General features: G+C 68.5%; 15 protein-coding genes. 11 read left to right on the forward strand and 4 right to left on the reverse strand.

Features of this window, described 5'->3' with window-relative positions:
- Positions 1–2 precede the first annotated feature (2 nt).
- The 5 genes from OG219_RS22610 to pstB all read left to right on the forward strand — a co-directional run bounded on the left by OG219_RS22610 (position 3) and on the right by pstB (position 4,834).
- Positions 3–425: an NUDIX hydrolase gene (locus tag OG219_RS22610; RefSeq protein ID WP_266829235.1), complete on the forward strand. Its 423-nt coding sequence runs from the start codon at positions 3–5 to the stop codon at positions 423–425.
- A gap of 280 nt (positions 426–705) precedes the next feature.
- Entirely contained in the window at positions 706–1,830 is a 1,125-nt protein-coding gene (gene pstS / locus OG219_RS22615) for a phosphate ABC transporter substrate-binding protein PstS (RefSeq protein ID WP_266829236.1), read from the forward strand.
- Between the two features lie 109 nt (positions 1,831–1,939).
- Positions 1,940–2,950, forward strand: coding sequence for a phosphate ABC transporter permease subunit PstC (pstC, locus tag OG219_RS22620; protein WP_266829237.1), 1,011 nt, complete (start codon positions 1,940–1,942; stop codon positions 2,948–2,950).
- Positions 2,947–4,005, forward strand: coding sequence for a phosphate ABC transporter permease PstA (gene pstA / locus OG219_RS22625; RefSeq protein WP_266829238.1), 1,059 nt, complete (start codon positions 2,947–2,949; stop codon positions 4,003–4,005). Before pstC ends, pstA begins: the two co-directional genes overlap by 4 nt.
- Positions 4,006–4,057: 52 nt before the next feature.
- On the forward strand, positions 4,058–4,834 hold the full coding sequence (gene pstB / locus OG219_RS22630; protein WP_266829239.1) for a phosphate ABC transporter ATP-binding protein PstB: 777 nt from the start codon (positions 4,058–4,060) through the stop codon (positions 4,832–4,834).
- 111 nt (positions 4,835–4,945) lie between these two features.
- On the opposite strand, the gene OG219_RS22635 is transcribed toward pstB, so the two are convergent.
- On the reverse strand, positions 4,946–5,107 hold the full coding sequence (locus OG219_RS22635) for a hypothetical protein (protein WP_266829240.1): 162 nt from the start codon (positions 5,105–5,107) through the stop codon (positions 4,946–4,948).
- A gap of 141 nt (positions 5,108–5,248) precedes the next feature.
- Between OG219_RS22635 and OG219_RS22640 the strand changes: the two genes are divergently transcribed.
- The gene (locus tag OG219_RS22640) at positions 5,249–6,088 is read left to right on the forward strand and encodes a hypothetical protein (RefSeq protein WP_266829241.1); all 840 of its coding nucleotides are present in this window, start codon (positions 5,249–5,251) and stop codon (positions 6,086–6,088) included.
- A 124-nt stretch (positions 6,089–6,212) separates the two neighbouring features.
- A complete protein-coding gene (locus OG219_RS22645; protein ID WP_266829242.1) occupies positions 6,213–6,416 on the forward strand; it encodes a hypothetical protein in 204 nt (67 codons plus the stop codon).
- Positions 6,417–6,496: 80 nt separating this feature from the next.
- Here OG219_RS22645 and OG219_RS22650 read toward each other — a convergent pair whose 3' ends face one another.
- Positions 6,497–6,856, reverse strand: coding sequence for a metal-sensitive transcriptional regulator (locus tag OG219_RS22650; RefSeq protein WP_266829243.1), 360 nt, complete (start codon positions 6,854–6,856; stop codon positions 6,497–6,499).
- Positions 6,857–7,146: 290 nt separating this feature from the next.
- Here OG219_RS22650 and OG219_RS22655 point away from each other — a divergent pair, with 290 nt between their 5' ends.
- From OG219_RS22655 to OG219_RS22670, 4 genes are all read left to right on the forward strand, one after another.
- Complete coding sequence (locus tag OG219_RS22655; RefSeq protein WP_266459195.1) at positions 7,147–7,767, forward strand: DUF47 domain-containing protein; 621 nt, start codon at positions 7,147–7,149, stop codon at positions 7,765–7,767.
- Positions 7,768–7,774: 7 nt separating this feature from the next.
- A complete protein-coding gene (locus OG219_RS22660; RefSeq protein ID WP_266829244.1) occupies positions 7,775–8,773 on the forward strand; it encodes an inorganic phosphate transporter in 999 nt (332 codons plus the stop codon).
- A gap of 238 nt (positions 8,774–9,011) precedes the next feature.
- The gene (locus OG219_RS22665) at positions 9,012–10,565 is read left to right on the forward strand and encodes an FAD-binding oxidoreductase (protein ID WP_266829245.1); all 1,554 of its coding nucleotides are present in this window, start codon (positions 9,012–9,014) and stop codon (positions 10,563–10,565) included.
- Positions 10,566–10,649: 84 nt separating this feature from the next.
- Positions 10,650–11,180 (forward strand): DUF6584 family protein, encoded by a 531-nt coding sequence (locus OG219_RS22670; protein WP_266829246.1) that lies wholly within the window; start codon positions 10,650–10,652, stop codon positions 11,178–11,180.
- 18 nt (positions 11,181–11,198) lie between these two features.
- Here OG219_RS22670 and OG219_RS22675 read toward each other — a convergent pair whose 3' ends face one another.
- Both OG219_RS22675 and OG219_RS22680 read right to left on the reverse strand, forming a co-directional pair.
- On the reverse strand, positions 11,199–11,900 hold the full coding sequence (locus OG219_RS22675; protein ID WP_266829247.1) for a phosphatase PAP2 family protein: 702 nt from the start codon (positions 11,898–11,900) through the stop codon (positions 11,199–11,201).
- Positions 11,901–12,093: 193 nt separating this feature from the next.
- Positions 12,094–13,101: a bifunctional lytic transglycosylase/C40 family peptidase gene (locus OG219_RS22680; protein WP_266836191.1), complete on the reverse strand. Its 1,008-nt coding sequence runs from the start codon at positions 13,099–13,101 to the stop codon at positions 12,094–12,096.
- Positions 13,102–13,291 lie beyond the last annotated feature (190 nt).

Genomic DNA, 13,291 nt, shown 5'->3' on the forward strand with positions numbered 1-13,291 from the left:
GGATGACCGACGACGACACCATCCGGGCGGCCGGCTGCGTCCTGTGGCGCGCCTCCCCCGTGGACGTGCCCGGCGAGCTGGAGATCTGTCTGGTCCACCGGCCGAAGTACGACGACTGGTCGCACCCCAAGGGCAAGCTCAAGCGCGGTGAGGAACCCCTCGCGGGCGCTCTGCGCGAGGTCGAGGAGGAGACCGGGTTCCGCTGCGTGCCCGGCGCCCGCCTCCCCTCCGCCCTCTACTACGTGGACGGCCGCCGCAAACGGGTCAGCTACTGGGCCGCCGAGGCGACGGACGGCCACTTCACGCCCAACCGCGAGGTCGACCACATCAGCTGGCTCCCCCCGGACGCGGCCCGCGCCCGCCTCACCCAGCCCCGCGACCGCGACCTGCTGGACGATCTGCTGAACTCGCTGCATCTTGCGTAGCTGCGCCGGAACCTGTGAGTAGCCGTTTGATTACGTAGAGTTCCTCTTTGGGCCCTCCAACCCGGGATCTCTCCGTGTCCTTGACGTAAGCGTTCCGTTACCTCACCGCACCGTCCGCAGGGGTTCACCCCCCGTTCACTTTTGGCCATCGGCGCCTTCACCTGATCTGCCTAATTTCGGCCTTACACGGTGCGAGGCGGCCTGACGGATGTCTCCTCCGCATCACACAGACTTCGCACGCCGCCACCAGACGGCGGCTCCTGGAAGGAACACCCGAAAAGTGAAGCTTCAGCAGCGCATGAACCGGCGGGCCCTCACCCTCGGTGCTCTCGCGGTCTCCGGCGCCCTGGCCCTCACGGCGTGCGGCTCGGACGACACCGGCACCACCACGGACTCGAGCGCCACGACCGGCGCGGCCAGCTCGATCAAGTGTGACGACGCCAAGGGTCAGCTCCTCGCCGACGGCTCGTCCGCGCAGAAGAACGCGATCGACGCCTGGGTCAAGGAGTTCAGCACCGCCTGCGGCGTCCAGATCAACTACAAGGGCGGCGGCTCGGGCGCCGGCGTCACCGCGTTCACGCAGGGCACGGTCGCCTTCGCCGGTTCCGACTCCGCGCTGAAGCCCGAAGAGGTCGAGGCCTCCAAGGCGGTCTGCACCGGCGGCCAGGCCATCGACCTCCCGATGGTCGGCGGCCCGATCGCGGTCGGTTACAACGTCCCGGGTGTCGACAACCTGGTCCTGGACGCGGCCACCATCGCGAAGATCTTCGACAGCAAGATCACCAACTGGAACGACGCCGCGATCAAGGCGCTGAACCCCGACGCGACGCTGCCCGACCTCAAGATCCAGGCGTTCCACCGTTCGGACGAGTCCGGCACCACGGACAACTTCACCAAGTACCTGATCGCCGCGACCCCGGACAACTGGAAGTACGAGGGCGGCAAGGCCTGGCAGGCCAAGGGCGGCCAGTCCGCGAGCGGCTCCAGCGGTGTCGCCGCGCAGGTCAAGCAGACCTCCGGCGCCATCAGCTACATGGAGCTGTCGTACGCCAAGGACGGCATCGCCGCCGCCTCCCTGGACACGGGCGCCGCGGCTCCGGTCGAGGCCACCGTCGACAACGCCACCAAGGCGATCGCCGCCGCCCAGGTCGTCGGCACGGGCTCGGACCTCGCGCTCAAGCTGGACTACGCGACCAAGGCCGAGGGCGCCTACCCGATCACCCTTGTCACCTACGAGATCGTCTGCGACAAGGGCAACAAGGCCGACACCCTGCCCGCCACGAAGGCGTTCCTCACCTACATCGCCAGCGAGGACGGCCAGAAGCTCCTCACCGAGGCCGGCTACGCGCCGATCCCGGCCGAGATCATCGCCAAGGTCCGCACCACCATCGCGGGCCTGAGCTAAACCCCGACGGTGCGGTCCGGCCCCGCCACGGGGCCGGACCGCACCGCGTCCGGTGCACCGCCGCCAGGAGCCCCACATCTCGTGCGACTCCGCAGACCGGAGAAATCTGATGGATATATCGACCAAGAACGACGCCGAAGCGCCTCCGCCAACCCCCCAGCCCACCGCGACCGAGCAGAAGCGCGCCAGTCGCGGCGCCACCCGACCCGGTGACCGAGTCTTCCTCGGTCTCTCCCGCGGCTCGGGCATTTTCCTGCTGGTGGTCATGGCCGCCATCGCGATCTTCCTGACCTATCGCGCCACCCTCGCGATCAGCAAGGACGAGAGCAACTTCCTCACCACGTTCGAGTGGAACCCCACCGCGATCCCGCCGGACTTCGGCATCGCCGTCCTGGCCTTCGGCACGGTGGTCTCCTCGATCATCGCCATGGTCATCGCGGTCCCGATCGCGGTCGCCATCGCGCTGTTCCTCACGCACTACGCCCCGCGCAGGCTCAGCGGCCCCATCTCGTACGTCATCGACCTGCTCGCCGCCGTGCCGTCCATCGTGTACGGCCTGTGGGGCGCCCTCATCCTCGTCCCGCACATGAACGGCCTCTTCGGCTGGCTCGACGACTACCTCGGCTGGACCGGCATCTTCGAGTGGCAGGGCGGCGCCCCGCGCTCCATGCTCACCGTCGGCATCCTGCTCGCGATCATGATCCTGCCGGTCATCACGAACGTGAGCCGCGAGGTCTTCCGGCAGTCCCCGCAGATGATCGAAGAGGCGGCTCTCGCCCTCGGCGCCACGCGCTGGGAGGTCATCCGCATGTCGGTGATCCCCTTCGGCCGCTCCGGCGTGATCTCCGCCTCGATGCTGGGCCTGGGCCGTGCGCTCGGCGAGACGATGGCCGTCGCCACGGTCCTCTCCCCGACCTTCACGATCAACGCCAGCCTTCTCGACCCGGGCGGCGGCACCTTCGCCCAGAACATCGCCAGCAAGTTCGGTGAGGCATCCGAGCAGGGCCGTGACGCGCTCATCGCCTCCGGTCTGGTCCTCTTCGTCATCACCCTGCTGGTCAACGGCGCGGCCCGCGCGATCATCGCCCGCCGCAAGGAGTACTCGGGGGCCAACGCATGAGCCACACCCTGAACGCGAAGCGCCCCAGCACCCTGCAGGGCGCGACGCTGCCCAAGTGGACCCCCTGGGCGATCGCCGCGGGCTCGGTCGCCCTCGGCCTCGGTATCAGCGCCGCGGCCGGGCTGGACAGCAGCATCCAGTGGGGCCTGATGGCCGGGATCATCTTCGTCCTCGGGACGTACGGCATCGCCGCGCGCGTCGAGGGCCGCCGGCAGGCCAAGGACCGGGTGGCGACCAGTCTGGTGTGGGTGGCGTTCATCCTCGCCGTCGTGCCGCTGGTCTCCCTGGTCTGGACGACCATCGTGCGCGGTATCAAGGTGCTCGACGTCTACTTCCTGACCCACTCGATGGGAGTCGTCACCGACACCGAGCCGGGCGGCGGCATCTACGCCGCCATCATCGGCAGCCTGGAGCAGGTCGGCCTCGCCGCGCTGATGGCCGTGCCGGTCGGTGTGCTGACCGCCGTCTACCTCGTGGAGTACGGGCGCGGCAACCTCTCCCGGGCCATCACGTTCTTCGTCGACGTCATGACCGGCATCCCGTCGATCGTCGCCGGCCTGTTCATCCTGAGCCTGATGCTGCAGTTCGACATGCAGCCCTTCGGCTTCGCCGGCTCGCTCGCGCTGGCGATCCTGATGATGCCGGTGGTCGTCCGCTCCACGGAGGAGATGCTCAAGCTCGTTCCGAACGAGCTGCGCGAGGCGTCCCTCGCCCTGGGCATCCCGAAGTGGCGGACCATCCTGAAGGTGGTCCTGCCGACTTCCCTCGGCGGCATCATCACCGGCATCATGCTGGCAGTGGCCCGTATCGCGGGCGAGACCGCACCGGTACTGCTGCTGGTGTTCGGCAACCCCTTCATCAACAACAACCCGTTCGAGGGCGCGCAGGCCTCGTTGCCGCTGTACATCTACCAGCAGTACGCGAACAGCGCCGGCTCGGGCGCGGCGTACGACCGTGCCTGGGCGGCGTCGCTCACCCTGATCGCCTTCATCATGATCCTCAACCTGGCGGCTCGCGGCATCGCCCGCTGGAAGGCGCCGAAGACAGGTCGCTGACGCGGCCATATCAGCGACCGACGTCTCCCCCTCGAAAGAAGCAGTGATTGAAATGGCCAAGCGAATCGACGTAAGCGGACTGACCGCTTACTACAGCGCCCACAAGGCGATCGAAGACATCTCCATGACGGTCGAGCCGCGCTCCGTGACGGCCTTCATCGGCCCCTCCGGCTGCGGCAAGTCGACCTTCCTGCGCACCCTCAACCGCATGCACGAGGTCACCCCCGGCGGCCGCGTCGAGGGCAAGGTGCTCTTGGACGACGAGGACCTGTACGGGCACGGCATCGACCCGGTCGCCGTGCGCCGCACGATCGGCATGGTCTTCCAGCGCCCCAACCCCTTCCCCACCATGTCGATCTTCGACAACGTGGCTGCGGGCCTGAAGCTCAACGGCTCCTACAAGAAGTCCGAGCTGAGCGACGTCGTGGAGAAGTCCCTCAAGGGCGCGAACCTCTGGAACGAGGTCAAGGACCGCCTGAACAAGCCCGGTTCGGGCCTGTCCGGCGGCCAGCAGCAGCGTCTGTGCATCGCGCGGGCGATCGCGGTGGAGCCCCAGGTTCTGTTGATGGACGAGCCCTGCTCGGCCCTCGACCCGATCTCCACCCTCGCGATCGAGGACCTGATCGGCGAGCTGAAGGAGCGCTTCACGATCGTCATCGTGACGCACAACATGCAGCAGGCCGCCCGCGTCTCCGACCGCACCGCGTTCTTCAACCTGTCGGCGGTCGGCCAGCCCGGCAGGCTCATCGAGATAGACGACACGGAGCGCATCTTCTCCAACCCGTCCGTCCAGGCCACCGAGGACTACATCTCGGGCCGCTTCGGCTGAGCCGACACCTCAAGAACCCCTCGCGGTGCTGCATGGCGGTGCCACCGCGAGGACGAGAAGGGCCCGCCCCCGGCTACCGGGGGCGGGCCCGCTCGTTTTCTCACCGTGTTCTCACCCCTGGGTGTGCCCCTCCGCGTCCGCGCGGGCCAGACTCCGGGCTCTTCGCGCCGGGCCGCGCCAGCCGCAGGTGCAGCGGGCCAGGCAGAAGCGGCCCTGCTCGACCGTCGTAGTGCGGTGTTCCTCGCTCTGGGCGATCCCGTCCTGCTGTGCCACGCCAACAACGTTACCCAAGGCAAGCGCCTTTACATCTGCCGGTCCGCGGCGGGCGCGCAGACGCGTGACGAGCGCCCCCACACGTCGTTAAGCGGAACGACGGGGAGGGCCCGGGACGGACCGGCTGGGGGTCGGCAGGCGATGGTGGTGGAGGAGGAGCGGCGGCGCGGCTGGATGGTCGCCGCGGGCGCCGCGGTGGGGCTGATGGTCTGTGTCACCGGATGCTCGGGCGGTCCCGGCGCCGCCGAGGACGACGCCCGAACCGGTGCCGACGGCGTCGAGGTGCTCCATCAGGCCGCCGACGCCCTGAGGCGGGCGGGCAGTGCGAAGACCAGTACGTCCATGGAGATGGCCACCGGCGGGACCAGGGTCACCATCCGGGGCGAGGGCGTGTACGACTTCGAGGAGCAGCGGGGCCGGCTGAAGGTACTGCTGCCGCAGGACCCCGCGGGCGCCGACGAGCACCGGCCGATCACCGAACTCCTCGCCCCGGGCGCCCTCTTCATGAAGAACCGCGGCGCCGGCGTCCCCTCCGACAAGTGGGTCCGCGTCGACACGGCCACCCTCTCCGACGGGAACCTGGTGACGGGCGGCGCCACCGACCCGTTCGCGGCGGCCGAACTGCTGCGCGGGGCGCGGACGGCGGAGTACGTCGGGAAGACCGACGTCGCCGGGGTTCCGGTGCGGCACTACCGCGGCACGGCCGACCTCGCCGTGGCCGCGAAGAGCGCCTCGGCGGGCAACCGGGACGCGTTGAAGGCGGCGGCGAAAGGGTTCGCCACCGCCCAGGTGCCGTTCGACGCCTATCTCGACGACGAGGGGCGCCTGCGCAAGGTCCGCCACCGGTTCAGCTTCGTCAACGGACGGCAGAAGGGCACCGTCGCCGTCGCCTCGACGACCTTGCTGTACGAGTTCGGGGTCGCCGCCGACGTAACGCTTCCGGAGTCCGCGGACATCTTCGCCGGGAAGATCGCGGAGTAGGAACGCCCGGCCGGGGCAGGGGCGGGCGTAGGAGGAGTTGGGGGCCGGAAATGGCCCTTCCGTGCCATGCGCGGTGTGTAGGCCGCTACCTACTCTAGGAAGTCGGTGACGGCAGGAAGAGGTGATGCACGTGGCTCCGGTCGGCGGTACTGCAGTTCAGGACCACGTGGCCCTCGCCGAGATCGAGCTGTGCGGAGACCTGATCATCGCGGCCTCGGCCGCTGACGAGGACCGGCTCAGTCTTGAGAGCATCGACGAGGTGCTGAAGGTGTCCGAAGCGCGCACCTACGAGCGTGACCATGAGCAGGCACGGGACGCGGACCTTTAAGGCCTGTCCGGGCGTGGCCGGGTCCCCGCCACGCCGCCCCCCACGTACGTACCTGGCCGGGTGACCGTACGTCGTGTATCTCACGTACGCAGCAGTCGCCCGATCGCCTTCGTCGCTTCCTCGACCTTCGCGTCGATCTCGTCGCCGCCCTTGACTGCGGCGTCCGCGACGCAGTGGCGCAGGTGCTCCTCCAGGAGCTGGAGGGCGAACGACTGCAGGGCCTTCGTGGAGGCGGAGACCTGGGTGAGTATGTCGATGCAGTAGACGTCCTCGTCGACCATCCGCTGCAGACCGCGGATCTGGCCCTCGATCCGGCGCAGGCGCTTGAGGTGCTCGTCCTTCTGATGGTGGTAGCCGTGGATACCCCGGTCGTGGTCGGTCACGACCTGCTGCACGGGTTCGCCGGAGGGCGCCGTCGCGCCGGCCTCGGTGGTCGTCATCGCGTCCTCCTGATGAGTCTGTCGGCGGTCCCGGAGGGCCCCGGGGACACCTCGGGGGATATACCGGAGGCCCTTGTCGAGATCCCGTCCGGTTCGCCGCTTACATATACCCCTGGTAGGTATATGGTATCGAACTTTGCTGGGTATAGGGCCCTTGCCCGATGCCGGGACCGGACCCTGTGCTGAGCACTCTGCCTGATGGGCGACACTGGGAGACGGCCCATTAGCCGTGGCCGGATGATGCGCCTAGCATCAGCCTGACCGAACCGAAGCACCCCGAGGACCCCAACGTGCGCTTTCGTCTGACCCCCAGGGAGACGAGCTTCTACGACATGTTCTCCGCATCCGCGGACAACATCGTCACGGGCTCGAAACTCCTCATGGAACTGCTCGGGGCGGACGCCTCCGGCCGGACCGAGATCGCAGAGCGTATGCGGGCCGCGGAACACGCCGGTGACGACGCCACGCATGCGATCTTCCACCAGTTGAACTCCTCGTTCATCACGCCGTTCGACCGTGAGGACATCTACAACCTGGCCTCGTCCCTCGACGACATCATGGACTTCATGGAGGAGGCCGTCGACCTGGTCGTGCTGTATCAGGTCGAGGAACTCCCCAAGGGTGTGGAGCAGCAGATCGAGGTGCTGGCCCGGGCGGCGGAGCTGACGGCGGAGGCCATGCCGAACCTCCGCACGATGGACAACCTCACCGAGTACTGGATCGAGGTCAACCGCCTGGAGAACCAGGCCGACCAGATCCACCGCAAGCTGCTCGCCCAGCTCTTCAACGGCAAGTACGACGCCATGGACGTGCTCAAGCTCAAGCAGATCGTGGATGTGCTGGAGGAAGCGGCCGACGCGTTCGAGCACGTGGCGAACACGGTGGAGACCATCGCCGTCAAGGAGTCCTGACCTCTTCATGGACACCTTCGCCCTGATCGTGACCATTGGCGTCGCGCTCGGATTCACATACACGAACGGCTTCCACGACTCGGCGAACGCGATCGCGACGTCGGTGTCGACGCGGGCGCTGACGCCGCGGGCGGCGCTCGCCATGGCCGCGGTCATGAACCTCGCGGGTGCCTTCCTCGGCAGCGGCGTCGCCAAGACGGTCAGCGAGGGCCTGATCCAGACCCCCGAGGGCTCGAAGGGAATGGGAATCCTCTTCGCGGCCCTCGTCGGCGCGATCACCTGGAACCTGGTCACCTGGTACTTCGGTCTTCCGTCCTCCTCCTCCCATGCCCTGTTCGGCGGCATGGTGGGCGCGGCGCTGGCCGGCGGCACGAAGGTCTACTGGGACGGGGTGCTGGACAAGGTCGTCATTCCGATGTTCGCCTCGCCGCTGGTCGGCCTGGTCGTCGGCTATCTGGTGATGACGGCGATCATGTGGATTTTCCGTCGCTCCAACCCCCACAAGGCCAAGCGCGGATTCCGCATCGCCCAGACCGTCTCAGCGGCCGGCATGGCCCTGGGCCACGGTCTCCAGGACGCCCAGAAGACCATGGGCATCGTGGTGATGGCCCTGGTCATCGCCGATGTGCAGGGCCCGGGCGACCCAATCCCCGTCTGGGTGAAGATTGTCTGCGCGGTGATGCTGTCGCTCGGGACGTACGCCGGCGGTTGGCGCATCATGCGGACGCTGGGCCGGAAGATCATCGAGCTCGATCCGCCCCAGGGCTTCGCCGCGGAGACGACGGGCGCGTCGATCATGTTCGCCACGGCCTACCTCTTCAAGGCCCCCATCTCCACGACCCACGTCATCACCTCCGCCATCATGGGCGTCGGCGCCACCAAGCGCCTGAACGCCGTCCGCTGGGGCGTGGCCAAGAACATCATCCTCGGCTGGTTCATCACCATGCCGGCGGCGGCACTGGTCGCGGCGCTGAGCTTCTGGGTCGTGAACTTGGCGGTTCTGTAGGGGAGTTTTTCGCCCCCTCCGAGCTGGAGATCTTTCAGCCCGTCCGGCGTTTGAGGACGAGGCCGTTCAGGCCGATAGCGGGGGTCTGGGGGCGGCAGCCCCCAGGAGCAAGGGACGGGTAGGGGCGGAGGGGGCGAATAACCCCACCTCCAACGCCGCCCGACCCGCAGACGCCCCACCCGTGGAACCCCCGACCCCGGGCACCCGTCTCCCTCCACAGAACCAAGGGGAGGCACACATGCAGCGGCGTACGTTCATAGGCGGAGCCACCGCCGCACTCGCGGCGGCAGCCACAGCCGCGTGCAACGGCAAAACGGACGCGCCCCAAGGCGCGGCCGAAACAACCGGCACCCCCATACGCACGGCCACCACCAGCAAAGCAACCCCCGCCAACTGGACCGCCCTCTCCAGGGACCTGGACGGCACCCTGATCCGCCCAGGCGACCAGACCTGGTCAACGGCCCACCAGCTCTACAACACCCGCTTCGACACCCTGAAGCCCACCGCAGTCGCATACGTCGCCAACACCGACGACATCACCACCGTCATGGCATACGCCCGCACCCACGCCATCAAGGTCTCGATCCGCAACGGCGGCCACTCCTACGCCGGCTGGTCCTCCGGCAACAACCGCCTGGTCATCGACGTATCGAAGCTGAACAAGATCCGCGCGAGCGCCAACGAGGCAGTCGTCGGCGCCGGTTCCAAACTGATCGACGTCTACCGCACCCTCGCCGCGAAGGGCGTCACGATCCCCGCCGGCTCCTGCCCCACCGTCGGCGTCTCCGGCCTGACCCTGGGCGGCGGCCACGGCGTGGTCTCCCGCGCGTACGGCCTGACCTGCGACAGCCTGACGCAGGCGACGCTGATCACGGCCGACGGCAAGCAGCTCACCGCGAACGCGACGGAGAACAAGGACCTCTTCTGGGCCCTGCGCGGCGCGGGCAACGGCAACTTCGGAATCGTCACCGAGCTCCGCTACAAGACCCACCCCGCCCCACAGGCCGTATCGGCGTACATGACCTGGCCCTGGTCAAGGGCCGCCGCCGTGATCAAGGCCTGGCAGGAGTGGGGCCCGACCCAGCCGGACGAGATCTGGTCCTCCTGCCACCTCGCGAACGCGTCCGGCGGCACCCCCACGATCTCCATCGCCGCGTTCTCCCTCGGCACGTACGTCGAACTCCAGAACGCCGTGGACCGCCTGGCCGACAGGATCGGCGCCCCCGCGAGCAACGTCTCGCTGAAGCGCCGCTCGTACGAGGACTCGATGGAGGTGTACGCGGGCTGCTCCTCCTTCTCCACCGACGCCCAGTGCCATCTGCCGGGCTCGACCCCGGGCCGCTCCTCGCAGGGCGCGCTCGGCCGCGAGACCTATGCGGCCCGCTCGGACTTCTTCGACCGTTCCATTTCGTCGGCCGGGATCCAGGCCCTCATGAAGCAGCTCTCGACGGTCCGGGGCGGCGCGGGCAGCATCGCCCTGACGGCACTCGGCGGCGCGGTCAACCGCGTCTCCCCCACCTCGACGGCCTTCGTCCACCGCCGCTCGCGCATGCTCGCCCAGTACATCGCCTCATGGCAGGCCGGCACCTCCGGCACGACCGCCCAGTCCTGGCTGGCCACCGCCCACAAGGCCATGTCCCCCTACGCCTCGGGCGCCGCGTACCAGAACTACACGGACCCCACCCTCACCAACTGGCGCAAGGCGTACTACGGCGACGCGGCCCCCCGCCTGACAGCCCTGAAGAAGCAGTACGACCCGGACCGCTTCTTCACGTTCCCGCAGGCGCTGTAGTGCGGACTTGATGCCCGCCGGTGGAGATTCCCGCCGCGGGAAAATGCACGGCGGCGGGCGCATCCCTTCGGCAATCATGCAGGCATGACGCTCATAGCCACCCTCGCGCGCGTGGACGCGGACCTTGCCGCGGGGCGGCTCCCCGTGGCCCGCCAGCGCCTGCGCGGCCTGGTGTCCTCGCATCCTCAGAACCTGCTGCTGCGGCGCCGACTGGCCGAGGTGTACCGGCTGTACGGCGAGCCGGCGGAAGCCGGGCGATGGATGTACCTCGAAGCGGACCGGGACCCGGCGGAGACGTCCGCTTTCGAAGCGCGCTACTCCACGCCACCGAGGCGGATGCGAGCCCTGGCCTGGAACGGGCCGGAAGCCCTCGCCGGTACCGATTTCGCGGCCCGGCAGCTGGCGGCCGTGCGCCAAGCCACTTCGGACGCTTTCGGCGTGCCCGTCGAATGGGACCAGGTCCCGTTCTCGTCCGGCCCCGGAACCGGGCCGGAGGACGAGCGGACTCCACTCGGCGAGAGTCTGGCCTTCGTCGGCATGGTCCTGATGGTGCTGGGTTTCTTCGCCGTCTGGGTGCTCGGCTTCATCACGTTCGTACGGTGGGTCTGGCAGTAGGCCGCGACAGAGCCAGCGCTACGCTGCGAGATCCCGGTCCTCAGGCCGCTCCACCCGCGCCCCCGCGATCACCGCTTCCTCCCCCGCGAGAGCCACCCCCCGCGCCCGGATCAGCCCTCCGGCCCGAGCCGACCCCTCGACGGCCTTGGCCACCGGCGTCAGCAGGAGCATGGCGAGTGGGGACAGCAGCAGTGCGACCGCCGTGCCGAGGGCGAAGCCGCCGATCACGTCGGTCGGGTAGTGCACGCCCATGTAGACGCGGCAGAAGCCTTCGAGCAGCGCGAGCCCTATGCCGATCAGTCCGAACTTGCGGTTCGCGATGAAGAGTCCGACGGCGACCGCCATGGTGAGCGTCGCGTGGTCGCTGACGAAGGAGTAGTCGGTCTTGCCGGACACGAGCACTTCGAGGCCCTGGTGGTCGGCGAAGGGTCTGGGCCGCGCCACGAAATCCCGTATCGGCACGTTCACCAGCAGCGCGATCCCGGCGGCCAGCGGCGCCCACACCACGGCGGCCACGGACGACGCGGCATCCTCGCCGCCCCGCCGCCGCACGGTCCACCAGCACCCGGCCACGAGCAGGACCATCGCGATCAGCAGCCCGTACTCACCAACGAACTCGACGCCCCGGTCGAACCACCGGGGCGCGTCCTTGGCCAGGCCATTGATGTCGTAGAGCAGGTCGACGTCGGGGTTGGAACCGGATTCGGCGAGTCCAGCCATAGCGCTGCGGCTCCTTCGTCGTCGTGCCCGCGCGCGCAGCCTTTCGTGCGGCGCTCTGTCCCACCCCCGTGGTCGTAGATCCGCTCTACGTCAAAAGGAACGCACAGTCCCCTCCAGTACGTTCCACCCTCCACCGAATGATCACTCAGACGTTATCGAAGAGAGATACATCGCCGCAGCTCAGAGGGTGGGTTCAGACCGTCGTGGGCAATGCTTTCGCGCCATCTTCGGTCACTCGGGTGGCTCCGAAGTAGTCGGGGGTGTCGACGGGGTCGAAGCGGATGACGGCCCCCGGCTTCGGCGCGTCGATCATGTACCCGCCGCCCACGTAGATGCCCACGTGCCGGATCGCCCGCGAGTTGGTGAGGTCGTCCGAGAAGAACACCAGGTCCCCCGGCAGCAGCTCTTCGCGCGCGGGGTGCGGCCCGGCGTTGTACTGGTCGTTGGCGACCCGCGGAAGCGTGACCCCGACACTCTCGTACGCGGCCTTCGTCAGCCCTGAGCAGTCGAAGCGTCCGCCCTGGTCAGCGGTACCGTTCCCGCCCCACAGGTAGGGCGTGCCAAGCTTCTCCTGCGCGTACGAGATGGCCGCCGCGGCCTGCTTGGAGGGGTCGACGCGGGTCACCGGCGCGGCGAAACTCGCCTGCAGCGTGGTGATCGTCTTCACGTAGTTCTGGGTCTCCTTGTACGGCGGTACGCCCCCGTACTTGATGACCGCGTACGCCCCCGCGTTGTAGGCGGCGAGCATGTTCTGCGTCGGGTCCCCCGGCGCGTCCTTCACGTACGAGGCGAGCTCGCAGTCGTACGAAGCCGCCGACGGAATCGCGTCATTCGCATCCCAGACGTCGCGGTCGCCGTCCCCGTCGCCGTCGATTCCGTGCGTGGCCCAGGTCCCCGGGATGAATTGCGCTATCCCCTGCGCCGCAGCGGGGCTCTGGGCGTTCGGATTGAATCCGCTCTCCTGGTAGAGCTGCGCGGCCAGCAGCGCCGGGTTGATGGCGTCGCACAGATTGCCCCATTTCTGTACGAGCGTCTGGTACGCGGCCGGCACGGCGCCCTTGGCCAGCGTGACCGCTCCTCCGCCGACCCCGCCCGCGAGGTTCCCCGCGACCAGGTAGACGCCGACGACGAGCACCATCACGAAGCTGAGCCCGGTGCCGACGGCGGCGATCGCCACGATCCATGCCTTACGCACCGTCAACCGCCCCTCGCCGCCCAGGAGTCCGCCGAGGTCAGTGTAGAGGCGGCCTCCGTGCGTCGGGGTGACCAGACACAAGATCACGCCATGCGACAACCGATGGACCCGGGCAATAACCGATGGACGTGGCCGACCGGAGGGTCCTACTCTCGCCCCGTCCAGGAGTCGTTGCTTCCGATGAGGTGCATTTGAT

Origin of the sequence: Streptomyces sp. NBC_00038 (assembly GCF_026343635.1) — a bacterium.
In the GTDB taxonomy this organism is placed as follows: Bacteria; Actinomycetota; Actinomycetes; order Streptomycetales; family Streptomycetaceae; genus Streptomyces.

What these genes read in the sequence shown, in the direction of transcription:
- OG219_RS22610 (WP_266829235.1), top strand. Translation starts at nt 3, where the DNA reads ATGACCGACGACGACACCATCCGGGCGGCCGGCTGCGTCCTGTGGCGC.
- pstC (WP_266829237.1), top strand. Translation starts at nt 1,940, where the DNA reads ATGGATATATCGACCAAGAACGACGCCGAAGCGCCTCCGCCAACCCCC.
- pstA (WP_266829238.1), top strand. Translation starts at nt 2,947, where the DNA reads ATGAGCCACACCCTGAACGCGAAGCGCCCCAGCACCCTGCAGGGCGCG.
- pstB (WP_266829239.1), top strand. Translation starts at nt 4,058, where the DNA reads ATGGCCAAGCGAATCGACGTAAGCGGACTGACCGCTTACTACAGCGCC.
- OG219_RS22640 (WP_266829241.1), top strand. Translation starts at nt 5,249, where the DNA reads ATGGTGGTGGAGGAGGAGCGGCGGCGCGGCTGGATGGTCGCCGCGGGC.
- OG219_RS22645 (WP_266829242.1), top strand. Translation starts at nt 6,213, where the DNA reads ATGCACGTGGCTCCGGTCGGCGGTACTGCAGTTCAGGACCACGTGGCC.
- OG219_RS22650 (WP_266829243.1), bottom strand. Translation starts at nt 6,856, where the DNA reads ATGACGACCACCGAGGCCGGCGCGACGGCGCCCTCCGGCGAACCCGTG.
- OG219_RS22660 (WP_266829244.1), top strand. Translation starts at nt 7,775, where the DNA reads ATGGACACCTTCGCCCTGATCGTGACCATTGGCGTCGCGCTCGGATTC.
- OG219_RS22665 (WP_266829245.1), top strand. Translation starts at nt 9,012, where the DNA reads ATGCAGCGGCGTACGTTCATAGGCGGAGCCACCGCCGCACTCGCGGCG.
- OG219_RS22670 (WP_266829246.1), top strand. Translation starts at nt 10,650, where the DNA reads ATGACGCTCATAGCCACCCTCGCGCGCGTGGACGCGGACCTTGCCGCG.
- OG219_RS22675 (WP_266829247.1), bottom strand. Translation starts at nt 11,900, where the DNA reads ATGGCTGGACTCGCCGAATCCGGTTCCAACCCCGACGTCGACCTGCTC.